The organism is Streptoalloteichus tenebrarius, assembly GCF_024171885.1.
GTDB classification, from domain to species: Bacteria; Actinomycetota; Actinomycetes; order Mycobacteriales; family Pseudonocardiaceae; genus Streptoalloteichus; species Streptoalloteichus tenebrarius.
In genome coordinates this window covers 261,861-286,645 of the sequence record NZ_JAMTCP010000001.1, presented here as the reverse complement: position 1 = coordinate 286,645, position 24,785 = coordinate 261,861, and the positions used below count along the sequence as shown (strand labels likewise).

The following is a 24,785-nucleotide window of genomic DNA, read 5'->3' as shown; positions in this document are numbered from 1 at the left end:
GAGGACCGCTCATCCCCGGTCCGCGACGGCCACCTCCTGCCGGCTGGCCTCGGCGCCCCGCATCGACCTGGCCAACACCCCCTGGCCGACCAGGGCGAGGGCCAGGGCGAGCGCGCCGGCGGCCACGGCCACGACGAACCCGCCGCGCGGGCCGAACGCGTCCACGGCCCGGCCGGAGACCGCCGCGCCCAGCGCGACGCCCGCGCTCAGCCCGGTGATGACCCAGGTCATGCCCTCGGTGAGCCGCGCGGCGGGGACGATCCGTTCGACCAGCCCCATGATGGTGATCATGGTGGGGGCGAAGAAGACCCCGGCGAGGAACACGGTGGCCGACAGGCCGACGACGCCGGTCACGAGCAGGAGCGGGAGCGTGGTCACGGCGGTTCCCGCGACGAACAGGACGAGCAGCCGGGGCAGCGGCACGCTGATCCGGAGCGCGCCGACGACCAGCCCGGACAGCGCCGAGCCGACCGCGTAGACGGACACGACCACGCCGGCCGAGGCGGTGTTGCCGAGGTGGTCGGCGAAGGCGACGCTGACCACGTCCACCGTGCCCACGATGACCCCGCCGGCGAGGAGGGTCGACACGAGCAGCACGAGCGCGCCGACCCGCATCGTCGCCCCGTCGCGGCTCTCCCGGTGGTCGCGGACCTCGGGCTCGGTGCTCCGCTGGAACGAGAACAGCACGACGCCGACGGCGAGCAGCGCCGCCGCCACCATCGGCCCCGCCTCGGGGAAGGCCATGGTGGACAGTGAGACGGCGAGGGCGGGGCCGATGACGAACGTGAGTTCGTCCACGACAGACTCGAAGGAGTACGCCGTGTGCAGGCGCGGCGACTCGCGGTAGATCTCGGTCCAGCGGGCGCGGACCATGGCGGACATGTTGGGCAGGCACCCCGCGACGGCCGCGAGCACGAACAAAGTCCACAGTGGAGCGTCAGCGCGGACGCAGAGCAGGAGCGCCACCAGGGCCGCCGCGCTGACCAGGGCGGTCGGCAGGATCACCCGCCGCTGGCCGACCCGATCGACCAGCCGGGAGACCTGCGGGCCGAGCAGGGCCGTGGACACCGTGAACGTGGCCGAGACCGCGCCGGCCAGACCGTAGGAGCCGTGCGACTGGGACACCATCGTGATGAGCCCGATGCCGGCCATGGCAGCCGGTAACCGGGCGACGAAGCCGGTGAGCGTGAAGGCGAGCGATCCCGGGGCGGAGAACAGCTCGCGGTACGGGTTAGCCATGGCGGGCGCCCCCGCCCGCCTCGACCAGGGGAACGTGGAACACGAGAAGCCTCCGGTGGGGCGACAACTTCTTGAACACTCGTAACAAATTGAACACTCGTTAGAGTTTCTAGGGCGAAGCCTCCCCGCATGCAAGATCGCGTAAGGCGGATCACAGGACGTTCAGGGCCGTTCGGCGCGCGCGACATGCCGTCGGCGGCGGGCGACTCACCGCGTTCGCGCTGGTCAGAGGCAGCGACGATCCGTGGGAACCAGAGCGAGGCGTCGGACAGGGCCTCCAGGGACCTCACCGTCCGACCCGGGGGCGGAGGGCGTGGATGGTGCCGGCGGTGGTGACGGTGATGGTGCCGGCGGAGTCAGGCGCGCCATCCGCTCCACGAGCCGGTCGACCCGAGCGCGGGTCGCGTGCCCGGCGAGGTTGAGGCAGGCGTACTCCTCGGCGACACCGCCCCTGTTCAGCCTGGTGGAGAGCAGGAGGCACTCGTCCATGACGTCCTGCGGCGGTTTCCTGAACCAGACGGCCAGGGACCACGGGGCGCGGTGGACCTCCCAGCCCGCCCCGAGCGCCCCGAGGCGGCGCTCGGCCTCCACGGCCAGCTCCCGCGCCACGAGGACCTCGTCGATCTGTTCCCGCTCGGACCGCCCCGCCAGGAAGTCCCACAGGACCAGGGGCGCCAGGGCGCTGCGGGAGCCGCCGAACGTCGTGTCGCCGACGCTGGTGGCGTCGGGGTGGCCGGGCGGAGTCATGTGCAGGTCGCGTCGGGTCACCAGGACCCCGCACGGGCACGGCGAACCGATGCGCTTGTGCACACTGGTGACGATCGAACAGACCTCGGGCACCGCGAAGTCGAACCTCGGGAGCGGGACGGGTGTTCCCGCGTCGTCCCGCTCCAGGACGCGGCCCTGGCTGATCGCCGTGTGGAGGAACGGGGCGTAGGTCGCGCCGAGCGCGCCGTCGACGTTGACCCAGCACCCCCGTCGCTGCGCGGTCAGCGGCCTCCCGCGCGCGTCCCGCCCGTACCGGACCGGCCGCCGGTCGAGGCCGTGGCGGGCGAGGACCGGCCGCAGCCGCGCGCAGATCCCCTCGACGTCGTCGTAGGCGCCCTTGAAGGCGGTGCAGTAGTTGAGGTTGAGCAGGATCGGGTGTCCCCTGCTGGCGAAGAACTCCACGAGGGTGAGCAGCGCGTCGACGTCGACGGCTCCGGGGCCGAGGTCGCCGCCCCGGCAGGGCGCCTCCTCCGGCCACGGCCGTCCCGGCCGGAGCGGGTTGTCCCGGGGGTAGCGCTGGGACCCGATCTCGTAGAACGTGGGGATCGCCAGCATGCGCGCGGCCTTGGCGACGGAGTAGTGGGTCTCCGAGGAGTAGAGGACGACCGGCGTGTAAGCGTTCGGGTTCCCGGCGGGCGGCTCGTCCTGGACCCACACCTGACGCGGGACACCTCCGTCCACTTCGGACACAAGAGACCTGCCGGACAGGTAGTCCCTCGCGACCCACAAGGCGTAGAGGAGCCCCTCGCTGGCGCCCAACGACAGGACGTAGCCCCAGTAGGCGTCCTCGGGCATCGGCCGGGATGACCGGGGACGGGCGTGCCACAGGCGGGCGTAGTAGCCCACCACGGCCCGCTCGACGGCCCGGAGGTGCGGGGCGTGCCGGACGTCCTCGAAGGGGTCGCCGACGTAGGCGACCGGGAAGCCGAGCATGGGCGAGAGGTCCGCCTGGTAGTCGACCCGAGGGGCCTCGGCTCCGGCGAGGAGCGCCCGCCACTTGGCCGAGAAGCAGGCCATCAGCGTCCCCAGGATCTCCTGTCCCCTGCCCTTGGGCAGGCCGGAGAGCGGGAGAGCGAAGAGGTCCTCCATCGACTCACCCGGCGCGTCGTCGGGTACGGCCGACGGCCCGTCCTCTCCGGCGCTCACCCGCTCGCCTCTCCCTCCGTCCCTCGGTCGGCCAGGGGCCGGAACTCGGGGGTGGAGGTGTCGACGGCGGCGGGCACGCCGAGCGCGAAGTTGGCCGTGTGCAGGAAGTCCTCGCGGTGCTCCCCGAGGAAGCTCGGGCTCGGGTCGGTCTCGATCGCGGCGGTCGCGCAGGGAGCCAGGCCCAGGTCGGTGGCCACCAGGTAGAGGGTCTGGAGGAGGCACCCCGTGTCCCGGTAGATGATGCTGAGGGTCATCGCCCCGTACTTGCACTGCACCCGCCGGAAGTAGGAGGCGAGGTAGAAGCTGACCGCCGGCGGGGTCTCCACGAGCATCGCCTCGCACAGGAGCCGGCGCTGGAGCCCGTCCAGCTCCGACGTCCACGGCTGGAGCTGTTCCAGCGCGTGGTCGAACGGGTCGTAGTGGTACGCGCCCGGTTCGAGTCCGTCCACGTTCCGCACCACCAGGTACAGCTCCAGGCTGTGCCGGCCGCCACCGGAGGCGCTGGGGCGTCGGGTGGTCTGCCACAGGTCAGGGCCGAGCCAGCCCCTGACCCTGGCCGCGCGGTGCAGGAAGGACGCGAGCTGGTCGAAGGTCAGCGGGGCGGTGTCGAAGTCCCGGATGCTGCGCCGGGCGCGCAGCACCTCGGCCAACGGCCGGCTCGGCAGCGCGGGCACGGGCAACCGGACCGTGCGGATCGCCTCGGGGTGGTTCAGGCGGGCGGGCGGGATGTCCCGCGCCCGCATCTTCGGCTTGCCGCCCCGGGACGCCTGCGCGTGCACGGCGAGTTCGCTGGGCGTCCACTCGTTCCGCCGCGCCGGGTCGTCGCCGTCCCCGTCCCCGTCGCCGTTCCCGGTGGTGACGGGTCGCACGACGCCGGCGTCGGCCATCTTGCGCAGCAGGTCGGCGAGCTGGTCCCGCGTGTAGCCGGGGACGTCGAGGTCGCCGAGCGACGCGGGCCGGGAGATCTGGTTGAGCATGGCCAGCAGGGCGGGGTCGATGCGGAACCTGCGCTGGGACCGGGAGTCCACGACAACGACCCGCTCCCCCTCGTCCCACTCCACGAGCAGCCAGGGGTTCCGTCGGTACCGGGTGGTGGACATGGCGACCTCCGACTCGTGGTTCGCGACGAACAGGCACCCCCGCAGCAGCACGGCCTCGGGCGGCCGGACCGGGAACGAGGGTCCATCCACTGTGGACAGAGGAAGGACGGCGAGCGGCTCGGAGCCGGCCTCGCCCAGCCCCCTGGCCACCGCGGCGGTCCGGTAGACCTCCATCCGGTCCAGTCCCGCCGCGACGAGCAGGTTCATCTCCTCCCACATGCTCAGCCCCGCGCGCAGGCCGGGATTGGGCGTGTCGCTGCCGATCACCCACCGCACGCCCGCGCGGTCCAGCTCCCCCACCGCCGCCGTCATCGCGGCGACGGCCCGGTGGCACCGCGCGATCTCCTCCTCGGTCCACGGCGTGGCCACGACGGGGACCTCGCGCCAGTACCGGACCATCGCGGGGTCGTGCCCGGGGAAGGCCCAGCCGCGTTCCGCCTCCTCGACGAGCCGGTGGTGGACTACCAGGGTGGGGCACAGCGCCGTGCCGGGTGGAGGCAGCGGCCACGTCTCGCCGGGCTCGCGCTCGGACCACCGCCGGTGCGCGGCGTGCGTGCCGTCGGCTCCCTCACCGGGAGGGACGAGGCAGGCGAGGTGTTCGAGTTCGTCCACGCCCGCGCGCACGGCCTCGGCCCACTCCCCCAGTCGTGGGTGGATGGCGACGCGCAGGCCACGAGCGTGGGCCTGCTCGACCGTCGTCCGGAACAGCGCGGGGGGAAACCGGGTGTACAGCTTGACCCACCGCGCTCCCCTGGCGACGGCGGCGTCGAGCAGCGCGGGAACGTCGTCCGGGTCGTTCCACTCCGACGCGATCGGCAGCCGGGGCCGTCCCGGCTGGTCCAGCAGCGGACCGCCCAGGACGATCTCGGGGACGGGGTCGGCGCAGTCCCGTGGGGTCGGGAGCGGTTGCCCGGCCCCGACCTGGGACCCGAGGTCGCGGACCTCGACGACGCCGTACGCGACGTAGTCGGCGACGTCGACGAAGGGGTGGAGGTGCACGTGGGCGTCGCGGAGCGCCGGAGCGACGAACGCGTCCGGGAAGCGCGCGGACGGCGGCTCCCCGGTCGACGGGGCGAGCGTCCACGAGGCGTCGGGGAGCACGGTGAGGGTGTGCGGCGCGCGCCGGAGTTCGGTCGGTGTCAGGACTCCGCCGACCTCGATCCGGTACGGCGCGTTCCTCCGGCACAGCCGGTGCGCGGCGCGCGGCGGCTCCATCGTCGCTATCCCATCGGGATCGGGTGGGGTGTCAGCTCGTCCTCACGGAGCGCCCTGTCCCGCAGCCCCATCCGGACGGGAGCCTCGAACAGCCTGCGACCGCCGAGGCGCCGGAACGTCGTGGAGAACCCGACAGGTTGGAGGCCGGGCACGACGCAGCGCACGACCACGACGCCGCACTCGGCGACGTCGACCGGGGTGAGGTCCACGACGACCGGGTGGTGGCCGGCGGCGGAGAGACGCCCGACCAGGAGGTCCACCGCCTCGGCGTCCGACACCGGGGCCGGAGGCGGTGGAGGGAGCGGGCGCACCGGCCCGTCCCGCACGAAGTCGAGGAGCGAGACCCGGCTCTCGTGGCAGTAGTACGTGGTGAAGTCCCAGATGTCCCGTGGCTCGTCCAGCGACGGCGCACCGCCGAGTTCGACCGAACGCCAGTACATGCGGAAGACGTGCTCCAGTTCCTCGGCCGCGCCCAACAGGCACCGGTGCGGGTCGACGTCGGCGCGGTAGCCGAACAGCGACACGGGCCGTTCCGGCGTGTCGAGACGGCCGAGCACCGCCATGGCGGGGACGCCGACGTCCGTGGTGACGTCCTTGACGAACAGCTCGATCCCGTCCTGCCGCATCCGGTCCAGGATGGCGCGCGTCGGGCAGGGAGGAAGCCCTGACCAGTCCACTGTGGGCAGAACGAGCTGGTTGTACCAGAAGATCGCGGCCGCGTCCCGCTCGACGACCTCCTGGAGGCCGCCGCGCACGGCCTGCGCCCACGTGCTCCCCGCCGCCAGTCCCGTGGAGTTGGGGTTGAGCAGCCACTCCCGCGCGTGCGGCGGCCGGTACGGGATGTGGACGGCGATCGCGGGGAGGTGGCGGCGCCGCCCGGTGTCGAGTTCCGCGCCCTCGACCCAGTCGATCACCAGATCGTCCTCGTAGGGCGAGACCTTCTCCTTCGTGGTTCGGTACTCGGTCGGCGAGCCGAGGGGGAGGTCCCTGGGGTCGACGGCCTCCGGGCCGAGATCGGACAGCGAGGCGCGCAGGAACCGGTCCGGCGAGTAGATCCCCGCCGCGTAGCGCTCCAGGATCTCCCCGACGGCGCTCACTTTGGCCGCCAACGGGTCGTGCTTGGTCGATCCGCCCACACAGGACGCGCGGACGGGAGAGAACCACGTGGTGTCGGTTCCGCCGCGCCCCCAGGCGACGGTGGCGTCGGCGGTGGAGCCGGGCTCGCCCGGCTCGTACACGCGGACACCGGACACGATGCCGGTGAGCGGGTCCACGGCCCGGCTCATCCGGTGCCAGCTCTCGGCGATCGTGACGGTGGTCGCGTCGTGGGCGACCGACCGCGCGGAGGGGACCAGGTTCGCGCAGACCGCGCAGTACGGGAGGTGGAGCACCGGGTGGCTGGTGCGGTCTCCCGTGTCGAGGTTGATGTCGATGAGGTCGGCGAGGTCGGCGCCCGCCGCCGCGGCAGCGCCACGGGACGGAGCGCTCGCGGCGCGGATGACGTGGTGGGCGACCAGGCCGGCGGCCGCCGTGGCGCTCGGCCAGTGCTCCTCGGACCACGCGCCCAGCAACATCTCCATCGGCATCCGGGCCAACGCCCGGTCCGGGCGGGTGGCCCTGATCCTGCGCTCCAGACACAGTGGACAGGCCGTCGCCGGCGGGCGCAGCAGTCCGAAGTAGACACGAGCGCCGGCGTGCGCGAAGACCATGACGGGTCTTCCTCCGTGCGCCGCCCAGCGCGCCACGTCGACGAGGCGTTCCTCGTCGGCGGTCAGGGGAAGCGCGACCAGCTCGGCCCGCAACGGGGTGTCGGGCTCGACGGGCACACCGGCGCGCTCCAACGCCGACATGACCGCCCGGCACAGGCCGTCCTCCCCCGCCACGTGGACGGGGCCGGCCGAGCCGGCGTGGAACGAGGGGTGGCGCCGCAACGGCTGGTCGGCCGGCACGAGCAGGCCCCTGGCGACCAGGCTCGCCACGGCGTCGGCCGGCAGGTCCCGCCACCCCGTGTCCCCGTTCCCCGGGACGGGTGACCGCAGGCGCAGCGGGGGGCCGTCGCTGCTGCACACGAACAGGACGTCCCCTGACCTCCGGAAACGCACATCGGCCCTGGGAACCAACGAGGACGGTTCGGTCATGTGTCCTCCAGAGCCCCGGCGGATCCGGGGACGGGAGCCATGCCCTTCGACGGCCGAGCGCCGAGGGCGCCGAGGGCACGGCGATGCGGGTCAGCTCAGGCTTCGCCCCCAGGCTTGTCCTCGGAGCGGCCAGGAAAACCGCCAGTCACACGAACGTGCCGGGCGACCGCACGACAGGGCGACACTCGGCTGTTGACACCACTGGTGACACCACGGCGCGGGCGGAGCTCGTCGGGTGTCGACACCACGGACGCGCGACAAGCCCCGCCCCTCCGTTGCGTGTCGAGCCACCACGACGCCGTGGCTCACTCCTCGGCCGAATCCTCGGCTCGCTCCTCGTCCACCTCGGCGGCGACCAGGCTCAGGCTCAGGCACACGGTCAGCGGCACGGTTTCCGGCTCACACGGCACGATCTCCTCGAAGGGCTCCACGGGACACACCTCCCCCCACCACTGCGAAAGCACCAGAAATGCCGTCACCGCCACACTGTCCGCGGTCCGCGGCCACCGTTGGACGGCCTACGGACTCCATTCTCCGGAGTGAAGCCACAGCGACGTCGCGGCTAACTCCTTTCCCGCGTCAGCCGTGACGAAGGACAACGCGCACAGGGACTCCGACACGAAGTCCGGCACGGTTTCCGGCTCACACCGGACGGTCTCCTCGAACGGCTCCACGGGACACACCTCCCCCACCGGGGGGAATTCAGGGAAAAGCGACATGGCCGAAAAGGCCGAGGGTCCGCAGGCCACCGTTCGGTGGCCTGCGGACCCCACTGTCGGTTGACGTCTGCCGCAACCGGACCTCAATCCTCGACGTCGGCGTCGACGAACGACACCGTCAACGACAGAGGCGCCTGTTCCGGCTCGAACGGAGTGATCTCCTCGAACGGCTCGAACGTGTCCATGACCTCATCCTTCCTCTGGTTTCACCTGAGGCTCCGCGCCTGTCTCCCGACTGGGGTTGACGGGAGCCTGGAGGCCCGTAGCTCACCCGCGGGGCGAGCTACGGACCTCGCCCGCCGCCCTCGGGGGCGGCGTGCCCTGGTCACTCGTCGTCCTCCACGTCGGCGGCAACGAAGCTGATGGTGAACGTCAGAGGCGTTGCCTCCGGCTCACGGGGCACAACCTCTTCGAACGGCTCGAACATGATGTGGAACCTCCTCATGAAGTGACGATCGAACATCGCACCGCCACGTCCAGAAAACCTGTCGCGTAAAAAACAACCCCGTCCCCAGCTTCCACATTCGGGGCACAGAAGGATCACCCTCGCATCGAGGACCAGGCCTGGCGCCGTACGCGGAAACGATGTGCCGAGGATCCGCGGAACATGCTCAAGTGACCTCAAAGCCTCTTCATCGCGGAGCGATCGCGCTCGACGTCACTCCTCGCCCTCGTCCTCGACGTCCACCGCGACCAGGGAGAGGGACAGCGACAGAGGCACCGTCTCCGGCTCGCGCGGGGTGATCTCGGTGATCTCGGTGAAAGGCTCAACCATGACGTGAACCTCCTCGTGCGGATGGCGATCATGTCGAGCACCGCCACGCCCAAAGTCTTTGCCCTGACGCGGCCGAGGGAACCACCCATCACACGAACGGGTTTCCCGAATCGCACGACCGAGGGACAGAACGCGGGCAAATGTCGACACCTCGCGTCTCACCCACCCGTTTTCGATCATCTGTCCGAGTGAGCGTCCCACGAACCGGGAGGTTGACGGAAGGTAGCCCGAGACAACTTTTTCCCTGCTCACCAACCTGGCGGCCACGCGGGGTGCAGGCTGAATCCCGGCGGTGGCACGGAAAGGACGACGCGATGGCGCACGCAGAGCACAGCACCGACTGCCCTTCGTCACTGATCCGGTTCGACCTGCACTTCCCACCCCGAACTCCGTTCACGAACGCGAAGAGCCAGGAGGAGGCGGGCCAGGGTTGGGAGCAGTTCCTGAACCTGGTGCGGCGACAGGGAATCCTCGACCCGCACCACCCGACGTTGCCGCTGGCGCCCACGCTGACCGGACTCGACCCCGTGGCCGAACGGACCCTGCTGGAACACCTCACCCACGTTCTGCGCGCCGTCGACCGCCTCGCCCGGCATTACGCGGAAAGCCGGGAACTCCAGCGTTTCCTTGGCCTGCCACCGTTCCTGCACGAGTGCGCGCTCAGCGAGCCGCCCCGCCGACGCCACGTCGACCACTGCCGGTTCGACCTGGGCGGGGCGCGGTTGGACCAGATGCGGGTGTTCGAGGTGGGCGGGGACTACCCCATCTCCAACCTCAGCGGCCTGCTCAACCGCTACTGGCGGCAGGCGGACGCGGTGCGGTGGCTGACCGACCAGTACCGGCCCGCGCGCTGTGAGGAGCCGGGATGGATGATGGCCGAGCTGCTGGACCTGGCCGCCGCGCGGGGGATCGACCCCGCCGACGCGCGCCGCGTCGCGGTGCTCTGCCCCGAGGAACTCCGTTCCACCAGCGAGATACGCCTGCTCGAAGCGCACGTGCGCCACCACCGGCGCACTCCGGTGTACGTCCTGCCGGAGCACTTCCAGGACGACGACGTGGTGCTCGGATTCCTGCCCCACATCACCCAACCGTTCGTCGAGGACCCCGACCGGTACGCCCCGATGCTCAAGCGCGTCGCGTCAGGGAACCTGGTCGTGTTCAACGGTGTTCTGGGCCGGTTGGTCGCGGGCAACAAGCTCGTCTCGGCGATGCTGTCGGACCCCCGGTTCCGGCACGTGTTCACTCCTGAGCAGAGGGCCAGCATCGACGCGCTCATCCCGTGGAGCCGGAAACTCGGCGACGGCATCACCGCCGACGAGGCGCTCGCGGCACGGGCCGACCTGGTCGTCAAGGCCCCGTTCGACGTGCTCAGCCGAAGCGTGTTCGTCGGCAGGGACCAGGAACCCGCCGCGTGGCGCGAGGTCGTGGAGACGGGGGCGCGGCAGGGCTGGCTGGCGCAGGAGTTCGCGCCCTCCCAGTACGTCAGCACCAGGGTCGGCCGGCGACGGCGGACGCTGGGGGTCGTCTTCTGCGGCGGGCGGCCGGTCGGGTACAACGGCCGCCTCACCACGTCGCTGGTGGACTTCCTGTCCGACGGCGGTTTGCACGCGGTGTTCGGCGACCACACCACCGGGACCGACGACGCGCTCACCGCATGAGAAGGGCGGTCACTCGCACGTGACGACGTCACGCTCACCCCGGCGGGTGTGAAGCCGACAAGGCGCGGGATCAGACCTGGCTGGGGTCGCCGAACTCGTAACGGAGGTACATCCCGAGGTCGCGCAGCGAACGAACGGGGCGGACGAGCCGGGCGAAGATCCTCGCTCCGAGGGGCAACCCGGCGGCGCTGGGCGCGAACAGCGCGCTCACGGCGTCGACACGGCGCAGCTTCGGATTGGCGCACTCCAGTTCGCGCGCGTCGTCGACGCCCCACCGCAGGAGCGGACTGCCCACGATCCGCGTGAGCCGCCGGTTCACCAGGCGGATCGCGAGCCGGTTGTGGACGTCGAAGGCGAGCACTCCCCACGGGAACCGGTCGGTGATCCGCCGGAACAGCTCGTGCCCCTCGGCCGGCCGCAGGTACATCGTGAGCCCCTCGGCCAGGACCAGGGTGGGGCGGTCGGCGGGAACCTGGTCCAACCACTCCGGCGAGGTCACGGGGCAGCCGATCATGCGGTAGTCCTCCCGTGGGGGGAAGAGCTTGCCCCGCACGTCGACCACCTCGGGGTAGTCGACGTCGAGCCAGGTCACCCCGGGGCCGGGGTCCACCCGCCACGGACGGGTGTCCAGCCCCGCCCCCAGGTGCACCACGGTGGCCCGCTCGTGCCCGCGGAGGAACTCCCTCGTCCAGTCGTCGAAGTGCTTCGCCCTGGCCGCCACGCTCGGCGCGAACCTCGCCGACATCGCCAGCCGCGCCTCGTCGTAGTCGATCCGGTCGAGGATCTCGGAGGACATGGTGTCGCCCAGGATGGACGGACTGCGCCGGGCGTCGACCGCCTTGCCACTCAGGGTGATCAGCGACGTCTCCATCGCCTCGCGCAGTTGGACCCTGACCTGAGCCATGCCACCGCTCCCTCGCCCCGCGCCGGTCACACCCGCGCTCGACGCCCGACGGGATGGACGCGTGCTGACCGTCTCGACGGGTTCTCGCCAGGGTGGCGCGCACTCCGGCGAGCCGTCAATGATCACGGCCTGGCTCCGACAGGGACTCGCGCCGAACTCCCCGACGCGTTGCCCATCCCGCAGGTGCGTCGCGACGTGCGTGACCCGGCTGGTGAGCAGGGCGGCGTCGACGAGCAGGCGCCCCTCGGGGTCCTTGGCGTTGTTCAGGATCTCCACCAGGGCGCGCAGGTGCGCGGGGTGGGCCTCGACCAGCTCGATGGTGGACTCGACGAAGGCGCGCGGTTTCGCCGCGTACCCGCTCACGGCCTCGATCCTGGGGCGCAGGAACGCCGCCAGGACCCGCGATGTCTCCTCGGCGCAGGCCCTGACCAGGTCGTCCTTGCCGGCGAAGTGGTAGGAGATCATGCCGGTGCCGCTCAGCCCCGCGCGCTTCGTGATCTTGGCGAAGGAGGTGCGGGCGTAGCCCAGCTCGGCGATGGTCGCGATCGCCGCCTCCACGATCTGCGCCCGCCGGGCAGTCTCGGTGAACGTCCGTTCCGCCCTGCCCGATGCTTTTGCTCCCACAAGGGGAAATGACCAGAGGCGAGCAGGAACGCCCTGGTCACGCCCGCTGTCCAGCCACGGCGCCCTACCACGGCGCCCTGTCACGGCGACCGGCCACCGGTGTCCGGTGCGGCCGAGGGAGTCGGCCACACCGGACACCCGGAAGCCGAGGCGTCAGGCCGGATCGCGCGTGTCGTCCGGGTCGAGGCCGAGCGCGCGGCGCAGGTGGGTGGCGGTGTGGGAGTCGGGCACGTCGAGCAGGGCGGACGGCGTGCCCTGGAACAGGAGCCGGCCGCCCGCGCTGCCCCCCTCCGGCCCGAGGTCGACCACCCAGTCCGCGTGGGCGACGACGTCCAGGTCGTGCTCGATCACGATGACCGTGCTCCCGCGCTCGTCGACCAGGTGGTCCAGCACCTCCAGCAGGCGCGCGACGTCGGACATGTGCAGACCCGTGGTCGGCTCGTCCATGACGTAGACCGCGCCCCTCCGGTGCAGGTGGGAGGCCAGCTTGATCCGTTGACACTCGCCGCCGGACAGGCTGGTGAGCGGCTGGCCGAGCTGGAGGTAGTCCAGCCCCACGTCCGCGAGCGCGCGCAGGATCGGCGCGACCGACCGGTTGCCGGCGAAGAACTCCAGCGCCCTGCCGACCGTCATCTCCAGCACGTCGCTGATCGACGCCCCGTCCAGCCGGTGGGCGAGCACGTCCTGGGTGAACCGCCGGCCCTCGCAGGTCTCGCAGGTCGAGGTCATGTCGTCCAGGAACGCCAGGTCCGTGACGACGACGCCGGTGCCCTCGCAGGCCGGGCACGCGCCGGCCGAGTTCGCGCTGAACAGCGCGGGGCTCACCCCGTTGGCCCTGGCGAACGCCCTGCGGATGGGGTCGAGCGCCCCGGTGTAGGTCGCGGCCGTCGACCGCCGGTTCGCGGTCGGGGCCGACTGGTCGACCACGACGACGTCCGGGTGCTGGGCGCGGAGGGCGCCGTGCACGAGGGAGGACTTGCCGGACCCCGCCACGCCGGAGACCACGGTGAGCACGCCGGTGGGGAACTCCACGCTGAGGTCGCGCAGGTTGTGCAGGGTCGCGCCGACCACCGGCAGCCACCCGGTCGGGCGGCGCACCTGGCCCTTGAGCCTGGTCCTCGCCCGCAGGTGCCGCCCGGTGAGCGTTCCCGACGAGGCCAGGGCCTCGACCTCCCCCGCGAACACGACCGTGCCGCCGTCGACGCCCGCCCCAGGGCCGATGTCGATGACGTGGTCCGCCGCGGCGATCACGTCCCTGTCGTGTTCGACGACCAGCACGGTGTTGCCGTTGTCCCGCAACCGGAACAGGAGGTCGGTGAGCCGCCGCACGTCCCTGGCGTGCAGGCCGGTGCTGGGCTCGTCGAAGACGTAGAGCAGGTCGGTGAGGGTGCTGGCCAGATGCCGGACGATCTTGACCCGCTGGGACTCCCCTCCGGAGAGGGTGTCCGTGGGGCGGTCCAGGCTCAGGTACCCGAGGCCGATGTCGACGAGGTGCCCGACCCTGGCCCTGAGCGCCTCGACGATGGGCGCGACGGCCGGCAGGTCGAACGTGGCCAGCACGTCGAGCAGGTGGGTCGCCTCCATCGCCGACAGCTCGGCGATGCCGTGGCCGAGGACCCGGCAGTCCAGCGCCGCGCGGGAGAGCCGGGCGCCCCCGCAGTCCGGGCAGGGCAGCGAGGTGGTGAACCGGGCGGCCGTCCGCCGGGCCCGGTCGCTCAGCTCCCCGCCGTCCTTGTGGACGTGGAGGCGCAGGAACTTGTCGACCGCGCCCTCGTAGGTCGCGTTGACCCGCTGTCCCCTGACCTCCAACGACACCGGGCCGGCGGTTCCGCGCAACAGGGTGTGGCGTTCCTCCTCGGAATAGTCGCGAATTGGTTTGTCGGGGTCGAACAACCCGGATTCGGCGTAGATCTGCCAGTGCCATGTGCCGACCTTGAACGTCGGCGCGAGCAGCGCGCCCTCGTTCAAGGAGCGGGAGTCGTCGAGAAAGGCGTCCATGTCGACGTCGGTGACGACGCCGATCCCCTCGCACGCCGGGCACATCCCCGCCGGCATGTTGAACGAGAACGCGTCGGAGGCCCCGATGTGCGGCGTCCCCGCCCTGGAGAACAGCAGGCGCAGCAGCGGCGCGATGTCGGTGGCCGTGCCGACCGTGGAGCGCGCGCCGCCGCCGAGACGTCGCTGGTCGATCAGGACCACGGCGGAGAGGTTCTCGATCATGTCGACGTCGGGGTGCCCGAAGCTGGGCAGGAAACCCCGGACGAACGCCGGCAACGTCTCGTGGAGCTGCCGTTGCGCCTCGGCCGCGACCGTGTCGAACACCAGCGAGGACTTGCCGGAGCCGGACACGCCGGTCACCACGGTGAGCCGTCGTTTGGGGATCTCCACGTCGATGTCGGCCAGGTTGTGCTCCCGCGCGCCGACGACGCGGATCCACTCGGTCACCGGGGTGTCGGTGGCCGGGCGCGAGCCCGTCGTCCGCGCGCCGCCTCGGGAGGCCGCGTACGGAAGCGCCATGTACGACAGCACTGTTCTCTTCCCTTCTTCCCGGCCGACCCCTCCCACGGGAAGGGAATCGCCGGAACTGCCTGAGGAAATCCTTCTGAGCCTCGATGGGTCCGGGCGGATCCGGACGCGCCAGAACCGTCGGCCCACCAGGGGCCGACCAGAAACAGTGATCGAAATTCCGGTACGAACTCCGGAAACCGAGAGCCTCAGCCGAGTTCCGGCGGGCTCGCGGTGAAGAGCGGGCCGAGCGCGGCCCTCGGCGTCACCGCCGGGTGGTCACCGGCGCGCCCGGTCCCTGAGCCGACGCGCACGGAGGTGGGTCGCGGCGAGGTCGCGGTTGGCCTGCGCGCGCATGTGGTCGGGCAGGTCGTCGAGGTTGTGGTACAGCACGAGCACGTGTTGGACGTACCCCAGGAGCCCGGCGACGTCGGCGCCGAGGCGGTCGGGCCGGCCGTGGGCGTCCACGGCCAGCGCGACCGGGCACTCCCGCACGGCCTGGTGCAGCGACGCGTGGTGCTCGGCGAGTTCCTCGCGCACCTCGCTCATCGGGTACGCGCCCTGGCCGCGGAGCGGGTGGCGGTCGAGCACGTCGGCGATCCGGGTGGCCGCCTCGACCGCGACGGAGAGGAGGCGGGTTCGGGGATCGGTGGGCGAGTCTGGTTCGTGGTCGCTGTGCCCAGATGTCATAGCTTCAAGTTTATCGTTGAAGTACCGTGTTGAAGCTTTGCGCGATCTGCGCGAGCACATGCTCGGAGAAGGGTCCGCGAACCCTCAAATCGGGGTGCAGACTCAGGACGAGGGGGCGCTGTGGCTGGGAGGGACTCGGGGTACCGCCCCGTCGACCTGGCACGCATGATCGGGGTCTCGGCGCAGCAGATCCGCAACTACGTGGACGCGGGCATCCTGCCGCCGGCCGAGCGCACGCCCGCCGGCTATCGGCGGTTCGACGAGCGGCACCGTGCCGCTCTGCTGGCCTACCGGGCCCTCGCGCGGGGATACGGGTGGAACACCGCCCGCGAGATCCTGCGGGAGGTCCACGCCGGGGACGTTCCCCGGGCGCTCGCGCTCGTCGACGCCAGTCACGCCGCGCTGCACGAGGAACGGCGTTCCCTCCGGTCGGCGGGTGAGGCCGTCGAAGCCGTCGCGCGGCGGGAACCGGACACCTCGGCGGTGCCCAGGACCGGGCTGCGGGTCGGCGAGCTGGCCGCCCTCCTCGGCGTGCGCGCCTCCACCCTGCGGGTCTGGGACGCCGCCGGCCTGTTGACCCCGCGCCGCGAGCCGGGGACCGGGTACCGCCGCTACGGCTCGGCGGACCTGAGGGACGCGCAGATGATCAAGATGCTCCGGCGGGGTCGACACCCCCTCGCCCAGATCAGGACCATCCTCGACGGCCTGCGCCGGACCGGGAGCGTCGAGACCCTGCGCGCGGCGATCGCCCAACGCCAGGCGGCGCTGACCCAGCGGTCGAGGGCGATGCTGGACGGGGCCGGCCATCTGCACCGCTACCTCGACCTCGTCGGGTCGCCCACCAGCGGACCGGGGGACGAACCGGGTCGGGACGACCAGGGCGGCCGCTAGCCGGCCCTGGTCCGCCCCGGCGGCCGTCAGTCGGCGAAGACGAGCAGGAAGGTCTTCAGGTAGGCGAACGAGGCGGGCCTCGGCCAGTCGAGCCGGCGGACCGCGTCGGTGAGGTCCTCGCGCACCGTGCCGTTCACCCGGACCTCGACGATCTCCTCGCCCGCTCCCGCGCCGAAGATGACCTTGACCCCGTTGATCGCCTGGTCGAGGTGGGGCGGCAGGAGCTCCCGCAGCGCGGGCACCAGCGGCCGCTCGACCACCCAGTCCAGCAGCGCCTCCCTGTCGGCCCCCATCGGCAGGACGGGGCCGTGGATGACGTGGAAGCCCGGCATGCCCTCGGGGTCGTCGGACCCGAGGTGGGTGGCCAGCTCACCGCGTTGGACCAGCAGTTCGAGCATGGTCTTCCCGGTGGTCGCCAGCCACATCGCGGCGGCGGTCTCCGCGACCTCGGCCGGCGTGCTCCCGAAACCCACGGCGCAGTCCCACAGCACCGGAGCCTCCGGGTGCTCGGGGTTGAAGGCGAAGCCCACGTCGACGTGCCGGGGGTCCTGGGCTCCCCCGTGCAGGTCCGTCACGAGGATGACCGGGGTCCCCTCGCTGCGGATCACTCCACTGTCGACCGTCCAGGTGCCGGCGATCTCGCTGATCCGCTCGGCGAGCGCGCGCATCATGTGGTCCCGGTCGAGCGCGATGACGTCCATTCCGCAAGCCTAGAGGTTGACCTCCTGAGGTGTGACCGGTTGGCGCGGGAACCCTCTGGTGATCACTGGGCGTGTCGGTGGGCACGTGTCCCACACTGATGTGGACACCCCTTGGTCGCCAGCCGATCTCTCGCCGTGGTCGGCTCCGTCCCTGGGCCGAGTCCCGTGCGGCCCTACGGGGGCGACGAACGTCCTCTTTCTGTCCACTATGGACAGTTTCCTTGCGCGCCACGGGCGTTCTGGGTCCTGCCGGTCGCGGTCCCCAGAGGGCCGAGAGGCCACGGAAGCGGCGAACGATCGTCCACAAGGAACGGACGTGCGGGCCCCACGGCGCTGGCGTGGCCACGCGCGACGCGGCCGAGGCGGCCGAGGCCGGCCGTGCTGAGCCCGACCGGGGGCGCGCAGCACCGGAACGGCGGGACGCGGCGCGAACGACAGCGGACAGCCGGACCGGGAGGTCGATCCACCGGGGGACGGGACTTGTCTGCCATGGTGGCACGTGCTGATGCTGTCGCGGTGAGTTCCGCTGTGATCATCACCTGCCCCGACACCGCTCCCGCCGACCCCGTGTCCCCGCACCCCGCGTCAGCCCCCGAGCACCCCGTCCCGCGCGGACAGGGGTGCGGCAACGGTCCCCTCGTCCCCAGCGGCCTCGCCGTCATCGCGGTGACGGCGTTCTGGGTGGTCCGCCGCCTGTGGCGGCTGGCGGGGCGCCTCGGACGGCGGGCCGCGCGGCGGTGAGGGCCAGCGGCGTCGCGCAGAGCGCCCCGAGGGCCAACAGCGTGAGGGGGAGCCCGTAGCCGCCGGCGAGGGGGCTCGCCAGCACGAGGAGCACGTTGAACGACGTGTGGCCCACGACCACGGGCAGCAGGCACCGGGTCCGCCGGTACAGCGCCACGGTGAGGTACGCCCACGGCACCAACGCGAGCAGGTAGAGGCCGTAGTAGGCGTGGTAGCTCAGCCGCAGGGCGACGAGCACGGCGGTCGCCCAGCCGGTGGCGGCGAAGGTCCGCCCGTCGCGCCAGGGCAGGCGCTCCAGCGCGCGGAACGCCAGCGCCAACACGATGATCTCCTCGGCCACCCCGCCGTACGCGGCGTGCAGGAGCACCATCCACAGCGGGAACGCGGTGGTGCAGGCGTAGGTGACGCCGAAGTGCGCGCCCAGCCACGGCCACACCCGACCGACCGACGCCACGACGTCCTGCGGGATGGTCAGTGCCACCAGCAGGATCACCAGGTAGGCGGCCAGCACCGTCGCCTGCGTGCGCCAGGGGCGGCGCGCCAACCCCACCGCCGCCGGCCCCTCCGCCGCGCGGGCGCAGGACAACGCGCCCACGGCGAGTCCGATCACGACCACCTGCCGCCACGCGACCCGCGCCCGCTCCGCCGGAGAGGTGTCGAGGCGCCGCACTCCCCCGCCATGCCGGCCGTCGACCACCGCCCACACCTCGCCCCACGCGGAGCTGATCCACCACGCCAGGACGCCGCCCGCGACCAGGGCGCTCGTCGCGCGCAACGTCCACTCCACCCAGCTCCGGCGACGCTGCCGCCGAGGCCGTGAGGGCGGTGGAGGCACCAGGGACGACCACGCCGACGTGAGGCGCGTGAACAGTGACCCTCGCTTCACCACGGCGCCCGAGGACCGTTCCCCGCCCCAGGAAGGGCTGACGGCGCCACCGAGCGCGCACCCGAGCGAGGCGAGCCCACGCCCGAGGCGTGCTGGCGGCTGGTCGCCGGTTCCCCGCATCACGACGCTTCCCGGAGGTTGATCACGTGTGGCTGGCGTAGTGGTGCCCGGATCTTCCTCGTCCCGAACGGCCGACGGCGGGGAACCGCACGTTCGAGTGGGGGAGTGACCGTGGCGCGGGTGACGTGCGGGGCCGGAGAGTGCGTCAACCTGTTTGCCACGAACGAAAACCACGCGACAGCGCGCTCGCAGCTCGCACGTCCCGTGCATTCGCCGCGAACATCCCTGGCAAACCAGGCCAAGATCACCCAACCGGCTCATGGTTGGCGTACAACATGCGTGACCACCGACGGGTTCCGACCAGCCTCCCGAAGGGAATCCGGGGTCGCCGCAGGCCGGGGCGCACGCCGTGGGTTCGGCGTGGCTCCGGCACGAGGGGAACGCATGCGCGACGAGGACATCCTGGACGCGGCACGGGCGATCCGGCCGCGCCTATCCGGCGCGCTCGCCGACGAGATCGACCAGTTGCTGGCGCGGGCGGACGGGGGCGAGGACGTCGCCGACGCGCTCCTGGAGGTGTTGACCGGCGACGACGCGCTCCGGGACGAGGCACGGCGGCTGCTCGACCGTCAGGTGGACACCAGTCGTGGCGCGGACTCCGGCGGCTACGGCATGGCGGACTCGGCCGGCTACGCCGCCCTGCCCGGCTACGCGGTGCCCTCCGCGGAGATCATGTACGGATGCGGGGAGTGCGACTACGAGTACCCCGTGTTCGAGGTCGGTGAGCCCGTCCCCCACTGTCCCCACGGGCACGGCGCGCTGGGGCGGGTGGGCGGCCGGTGATCGCCTCGCTGTGGTCGGGACTCGGGGGCAAGGTCGCGGAGCGCTGGGCGACACTGCTGATCTCACCCGCGCTGCTGTTCTGGCTCGGCGGCCTGCTGGCCTGGGTGCACGGCCACGGCGGCCTCACCGGAGCCCGGTCGGGGTGGCAGGCGCTCGACCGGGAGTGGACGCGGGCGTTCGGCTCGCCCACCCCGACGGCGCAGGGCGTGTTCGTGGTGGTCGCGCTGCTGGTCGTGGCCGGGTCGGCGCGGCTGGCGGAGACCTCCACCCTGGGCGTCGTGCGGCTGCTGGAGGGCTACTGGCCGCGCTGGGCGCGACCGCTGCGGGCGGCCATGCTCGCCGCACGGGGGTTCGTCATCGACCGCCGGACGCGGGCCTGGCGCGACCTCGCCCGACGGCGGACGTCGCTGACGGCCCCGGAACGGGCGCGCTACGCGGCGTTGAACGCCTGGCGCTCGACCGTGCCGCCCGCCCGCGAGGACCGGATGCCCACCCGGCTCGGCGACGTGCTGCGCGCCTCGGAGTCCCGGCCCCGGCACCGGTACGGGCTGGACGCCGTGGTGTGCTGGCCGCACCTGTGGCTCGTGCTGCCCGACCAGGCCAGGGCGGAGCTGGCCGTCGTCCGCGCGCGACTGGACGAGGGCGCGCGGTGGTGGCTGTGGGGCCTGCTCTTCTGCGTGTGGACCCCGTTCACCTGGTGGGCGGTCCCGGTGGGACTGGCGGGCATGGTCGCGGGGTCCCGGCTGGCGCTGGCGGCGGCGGTGGTCTACGGCCGGCTGGTGCAGGCCAGTTTCGACCTGTACCGGGGAAGGCTCTACGAGGAGCTGGGGCGTGAGCGGCCCACCGACCCGGACGGGGAACGCGCCGCGGGACGGGAACTGACCAGCTTCCTGGAGCGCGGCCCCGTCCTCGACCACCCGGAGGCCTGAGATGGACCGCGTGAGAGCCGCCGAGGAGTGGCTGGGATGGCGGCCCCTCCCCCCACCGCCGCGGCGGTTCCGTCGGCCGCTGGCCAGGGCTGGCGCGGCGCTGGCCGACTACGTGCTGGACGCCGACCGCTCCGCCCTGCCCAGGATGGCCACGGCCATGGACGCGGTCGTGGGCTCCTCCCGGTTCGACGACAGCCCCGTGGCCTTCCGGATCGCCTGCCTGAACCGGGCGGGCATCGCGCACAACTGGCTGGGCGTCGGCGCCAGCGACAACGCCGAGCTGGTCACCGCGCACGACCTGTTGGCGGAGGGCCTGCGCCTCGCGCCGCCCGGGAGTCACGACCAGGCCAGGCTGGACTACAACCTCGGCAACACGCTGCTCAACCTCTACCAGCGCACCGGGACGACCGAGCTGCTCACCCGCGCGGAGTGGCACTGTCGCCGCGCGGTCCGGCGGGCGGTGGGCGACCGGCGGCTGGAGGCGTTGTGCCGCACCGGTCTCGCCTCGGCGCTGCGGACGCGGGTCCGGGTGGACGGTGACGTCTCGGCGCTGCGGGAGGCGATCGACCTCGCGCGGCACGCGGTGGACATCGCCGGGGAAACCCCGATGGGCCACCGGTTCAAGTACGTCCTGGCCGAGCTGCTGAGCGCGCGCAACGAGATGCACGGCGGACTCGACGATCTTGACGAGGCCATCGCCGTGCTGTCCGAGGCGGCCCAGGCGCGCGACCACATGATGTCGCCGGGCACGGCCGACCCGATCACCGGCACGCTCGGGGCGCTGCTGCGGCGCCGGTTCCTGCGGACCCGCGACCCTCGGGACCTGGACGTCGCGATCCAGCTCATGCGCGGGATGGTGGAGGGCGTGCCCGACCCGGTCGCCGCCGCCCTGACCAACCTGGGCAACGCGCTGCTGACGCGGTTCGAGCACGGCGGCGACCCCGAGGACCTCCGGCAGGCCCTCGACATGCAGTTGCGCGCCGTCGCCGCCACCCGCCCCGGCGACTGGCAGGCCGCGTCGCGGCACAACAACGCGGGCAACTCGTTGACGGCGATGTGGCGCGTCACCGGCGACTCCCGCTTCGGGGAGCTGGCCGTGCGGGAGTACCGGGCGGCGCTCGACCTCACGGCGGAGGACGCGCCGGAGCGGGCCTCCCGCGAGTACAACCTGGCCCGCACCCTGCACGCGCGCGGCGAGGAGACCGGTGATCCCGCGCTCGTCCCCCAGGCCGTCGACGCGTACGCGCGGGCCGTGCGCCACGGCCTGGACGCCGCGCACGAGTGGGCGCTGGCCGCCGCCCAGCACTGGGGGGCGTGGGCGTCGACCCGGGGAGAGTGGGCCGAGGCCTGCACGGCCTACGCCGGAGCCACCGAGGCCACGCGGCGGCTGTTCCGCACCCAGCTCCTGCGCAGGAACAAGGAACTCTGGCTCACCGAGTCGCAGGGCCTGCCCGCGGCGGCGGCCTACGCGCTGTTCCGCACCGGGGCGCTGGAGGACGCGGTCGTGACCCTGGAGGCCGGTCGGGGCATGCTGCTGTCCGAGGCGCTGGACCAGGACCGCGCGCGGCTGGACGACCTCGCCGGGACCGAGCACGGGCCACTGCTCGAGCGGTACCGCGCGGCCGTCGCCGCACTGGACGAGGCCACCCTCGGGAGCGCGCCGACCGAGGCGCGACGTGCCCGACGGGAGGCCGTGGACCGGGCGATCGAGGACATCCGGGGGATACCGGGCTACGAGCGTTTCCTGCACCGGCCCGACATCGCCGACGTCCGCCGCGCGGTGCCGCCCGACACGGTGGTGCTGTACCTGGTGGCGGCCGAGGACAGCGGGGTGGCGTTCGCCGTGGACGCCGAGGGGGAGGTGCGGGCCGCGCCCGTCCCGGCCACCGTGGCGGCCGTGGGGCAGCGGGTGTGGAGCCTGCTCACCCGGGGCGAACGGTGGGAGGGGACGCTGGACGCGGTCACGCGGTGGGCGTGGTCGGCCGTGGTGGAGCCCGCCCTGTCCGTGGCGGGGACCGCGCGCCGGGTCGTGCTGATCCCGTTCGGCTTCCTGGCGATGGTGCCGCTGCACGCGGCGTGGCGGCCGGGCGCGGACGGCACGCGGCGCTACCTGCTGGACGACCGGGTCGTCGGGTACGCGCCGAACATCCGCGCGCTGGAGGTCGCCACGCGCGCCGCCGGCCGGGTGCCGGCGGACCGGCTCTCGGTCGTGGCGAACCCGGACGCCGCGGCGTGGCCGTCGATCGGGTACGCCGACGAGGAGGCCGCGTGGGTGCGGCGCTGGTTCGTCAACCCCGGGGTGCTGCGCGGGGCGGCGGCCGACCGGCCGGCGGTGCTCGCGGCCCTGGCCGACGCCCGGGTGCACCACTTCATCTGCCACGGGGTCGCCCGGCCCGACGACCCGACGCGGAGCGCGTTGGTCCTCTCCGGACACGACGAGCTGACCCTGGCCGAGATCCTGTCCCTGCGCCTGACCGGGTTGAGCGTGCGGCTGGCGGTGTTGTCGGCGTGCGACACCGACCGGCCGGGGACGGCGCTGCCCGACGAGGTGATCTCCTTCCCCAGCGGGCTGATCCAGGCCGGGTTCCCCGGGGTGGTCGCCACCCAGTGGACGATCAGGGGCGAGGCGACCAGCCTGGTGATGGCCCGCTTCTACCAGCTCTGGCGGGTCGGGGGCGTGCCGCCGCACGAGGCGTTGGGCGCCGCCCAGCGCTGGTTGCGGGACACCACCAACGCGGAGAAGGTCAGGGACCTCTCCCCCGACGCGGACACCCCCGGCACCCGCGCCCTGGTGCGGGCGCTCCGCCTGCGTGATCCCAACGCCCGCTCGTACGTCCATCCCGTGCACTGGGCGGCCTTCAGCTTCCACGGGTGTTGAGCGGCCCGGCGCGCGCGATGGCGCCGCGAGGTGGTCGTTCCGGACACCCGGTCGGACGCGACCACCTCGTGGAGCGCCATCCTCGCGACGGCGCGGCCGAGGGGAGGTGTCGTCAGCCATCGCGGTCATACTCCGGCCCGAACAGCACGACCTCATCCAGCCTGCGCCGCAGGGACGCCCGCTCCGGGTCGGTGCCCGCGAGGCCGAGCGCGACGCGGTAGGCCGCCGCGGCCTCCGCCGGACGGCCCGCCCGCCGCAGCAGGTCGCCCCGCGCCGCGTGGTACGGCCGGTGAGCGCGCAGCTTCGGCTCGTCGGCCATCGCGTCGAGCAGCGCCAGGCCCGCCTCCGGCGTGTCCCGCATCGCCACCGCGACGGCCCGGTTCATCGCGACGACGGGCGAGGGCGCGAGGGCGAGCAGCACGTCGTAGAGCGCGACGATCTGCGGCCAGTCGGTGCTGGCGGCGTCCGGGGCCTCGTCGTGCAGCGCGGCGATCGCGGCCTGCACCCCGTAGGGGCCGGGCGGGCCGCCGGTCAACGCGCGGACCACCAGGTCCCGGCCCTCCGCGATCATCTCGTGGTCCCACCGCCCCCGGTCCTGCTCGTCCAGCGGCACCGGCTCCCCGGTCGGCCCGACGCGGGCCGCGCGGCGGGCGTGGGTCAGCAGCATCAGCGCGAGCAGGCCGGCGACCTCGCGCCCGGCGGGCATCAGCCGGCGCAGCACCCGCGCCAGCCGGATGGCCTCCTCGGCGAGGTCCAGCCGCTGCGCGTGCGGCCCCGAGCTGGCCGCGTAGCCCTCGGTGAAGATCGAGTAGAGGACCTGGAGCACCCCGGGCAGGCGTTCCGGCAGCTCGTCGGACCCCGGCACGCGGAACGGGACGCGGGCCTGACTGATCTTCTTCTTCGCCCGCACGATCCGCTGCGCCATCGTCGCGGTCGGCACGAGGAAGGCCCGCGCGACCTCGGGCGTCGTCAGGCCGGCCAGGCACCGCAGCGTCAGCGCCACCCGGTCCTCGGCGGCCAGCGCCGGGTGCGCGCAGGTGAAGAACAGGGCCAGCCGCTCGTCCGGCAGGTCGCCGTCGGCGTCGGCGGGCGGAGCGGGCAGGGCCCGCTCCGCCTCCACCTGGAGGACGGCCAGCCGGGCGGCGTACGCCTGGTCCCGTCGCAGCCGGCCCACGGCCCTCCGCCGGGCCGTGGTCAGCAGCCACGCCCCCGGCCTGGCCGGCACACCGTCGACCGGCCAGCGGGCCAGCGCCGCCTCGACCGCCTCGGACGTGACCTCCTCGGCCAGGTCGAGATCGCCGAACCGGCGGACGAGGGCGGCGAGCAGCCGTCCGCGTTCCTCGCGGAACACCGCCTCCACCAGCGCCGCCGCCGT

The 24,785-nt window shown here is 72.9% G+C and carries 16 protein-coding genes; 5 read left to right on the top strand and 11 right to left on the bottom strand.

Translation table 11 applies throughout. The annotated features are described in order from the left end of the window. Positions 1 to 9 precede the first annotated feature (9 nt). From LX15_RS01115 to LX15_RS32130, 5 genes are all read right to left on the bottom strand, one after another. The gene (locus LX15_RS01115) at positions 10 to 1,239 is read right to left on the bottom strand and encodes an MFS transporter (RefSeq protein ID WP_253667531.1); all 1,230 of its coding nucleotides are present in this window, start codon (positions 1,237 to 1,239) and stop codon (positions 10 to 12) included. Positions 1,240 to 1,464: 225 nt separating this feature from the next. Further along, positions 1,465 to 3,153: a PLP-dependent aminotransferase family protein gene (locus LX15_RS01110; protein ID WP_253667530.1), complete on the bottom strand. Its 1,689-nt coding sequence runs from the start codon at positions 3,151 to 3,153 to the stop codon at positions 1,465 to 1,467. After that, on the bottom strand, positions 3,150 to 5,468 hold the full coding sequence (locus tag LX15_RS01105) for a SagB family peptide dehydrogenase (protein WP_253667529.1): 2,319 nt from the start codon (positions 5,466 to 5,468) through the stop codon (positions 3,150 to 3,152). Before LX15_RS01105 ends, LX15_RS01110 begins: the two co-directional genes overlap by 4 nt. A 5-nt stretch (positions 5,469 to 5,473) precedes the next feature. Next, positions 5,474 to 7,606 carry a TOMM precursor leader peptide-binding protein gene (locus LX15_RS01100; RefSeq protein ID WP_253667528.1) on the bottom strand — a complete coding sequence of 711 codons (2,133 nt, stop codon included), beginning with the start codon at positions 7,604 to 7,606 and terminating at the stop codon, positions 5,474 to 5,476. Positions 7,607 to 7,911: 305 nt separating this feature from the next. Then, positions 7,912 to 8,037, bottom strand: a complete 126-nt coding sequence (locus LX15_RS32130) for a hypothetical protein (protein WP_301303790.1) — start codon at positions 8,035 to 8,037, stop codon at positions 7,912 to 7,914. A 1,377-nt stretch (positions 8,038 to 9,414) separates the two neighbouring features. On the opposite strand from LX15_RS32130, the gene LX15_RS01095 reads away from it, so the two are divergent. Continuing rightward, complete coding sequence (locus tag LX15_RS01095; protein WP_253667527.1) at positions 9,415 to 10,758, top strand: ATP-grasp domain-containing protein; 1,344 nt, start codon at positions 9,415 to 9,417, stop codon at positions 10,756 to 10,758. Positions 10,759 to 10,828: 70 nt separating this feature from the next. Here LX15_RS01095 and LX15_RS01090 read toward each other — a convergent pair whose 3' ends face one another. From LX15_RS01090 to LX15_RS01080, 3 genes are all read right to left on the bottom strand, one after another. Then, positions 10,829 to 12,286 carry a class I SAM-dependent methyltransferase gene (locus tag LX15_RS01090; RefSeq protein WP_253667526.1) on the bottom strand — a complete coding sequence of 486 codons (1,458 nt, stop codon included), beginning with the start codon at positions 12,284 to 12,286 and terminating at the stop codon, positions 10,829 to 10,831. 153 nt (positions 12,287 to 12,439) lie between these two features. Then, positions 12,440 to 14,803, bottom strand: coding sequence for an ATP-binding cassette domain-containing protein (locus LX15_RS01085; RefSeq protein WP_372502080.1), 2,364 nt, complete (start codon positions 14,801 to 14,803; stop codon positions 12,440 to 12,442). A gap of 267 nt (positions 14,804 to 15,070) precedes the next feature. Then, positions 15,071 to 15,481, bottom strand: a complete 411-nt coding sequence (locus tag LX15_RS01080; RefSeq protein WP_253667524.1) for a hypothetical protein — start codon at positions 15,479 to 15,481, stop codon at positions 15,071 to 15,073. A gap of 120 nt (positions 15,482 to 15,601) precedes the next feature. Between LX15_RS01080 and LX15_RS01075 the strand changes: the two genes are divergently transcribed. Further along, positions 15,602 to 16,372 (top strand): MerR family transcriptional regulator, encoded by a 771-nt coding sequence (locus tag LX15_RS01075; protein ID WP_253667523.1) that lies wholly within the window; start codon positions 15,602 to 15,604, stop codon positions 16,370 to 16,372. A 26-nt stretch (positions 16,373 to 16,398) separates the two neighbouring features. Here the strand turns inward: LX15_RS01075 and LX15_RS01070 are convergent, their stop codons facing one another. Together LX15_RS01070 and LX15_RS32125 are read right to left on the bottom strand one after the other, a co-directional pair. Next, positions 16,399 to 17,073, bottom strand: a complete 675-nt coding sequence (locus LX15_RS01070; protein WP_253667522.1) for a DUF6348 family protein — start codon at positions 17,071 to 17,073, stop codon at positions 16,399 to 16,401. Between the two features lie 658 nt (positions 17,074 to 17,731). Next, positions 17,732 to 18,589, bottom strand: a complete 858-nt coding sequence (locus LX15_RS32125; protein ID WP_301303789.1) for a CPBP family glutamic-type intramembrane protease — start codon at positions 18,587 to 18,589, stop codon at positions 17,732 to 17,734. Between the two features lie 615 nt (positions 18,590 to 19,204). On the opposite strand from LX15_RS32125, the gene LX15_RS01060 reads away from it, so the two are divergent. From LX15_RS01060 to LX15_RS01050, 3 genes are read left to right on the top strand one after another with little or no spacing between them, the layout of a single operon-like run. Then, entirely contained in the window at positions 19,205 to 19,603 is a 399-nt protein-coding gene (locus tag LX15_RS01060; protein ID WP_253667521.1) for a hypothetical protein, read from the top strand. After that, positions 19,600 to 20,532, top strand: coding sequence for a hypothetical protein (locus tag LX15_RS01055; protein ID WP_253667520.1), 933 nt, complete (start codon positions 19,600 to 19,602; stop codon positions 20,530 to 20,532). The genes LX15_RS01060 and LX15_RS01055 overlap by 4 nt, the downstream gene beginning before the upstream one ends. A gap of 1 nt (position 20,533) precedes the next feature. Next, on the top strand, positions 20,534 to 23,410 hold the full coding sequence (locus LX15_RS01050) for a CHAT domain-containing protein (protein WP_253667519.1): 2,877 nt from the start codon (positions 20,534 to 20,536) through the stop codon (positions 23,408 to 23,410). A 112-nt stretch (positions 23,411 to 23,522) separates the two neighbouring features. On the opposite strand, the gene LX15_RS01045 is transcribed toward LX15_RS01050, so the two are convergent. Continuing rightward, complete coding sequence (locus LX15_RS01045) at positions 23,523 to 24,761, bottom strand: RNA polymerase sigma factor (protein ID WP_253667653.1); 1,239 nt, start codon at positions 24,759 to 24,761, stop codon at positions 23,523 to 23,525. Positions 24,762 to 24,785: the final 24 nt, after the last annotated feature.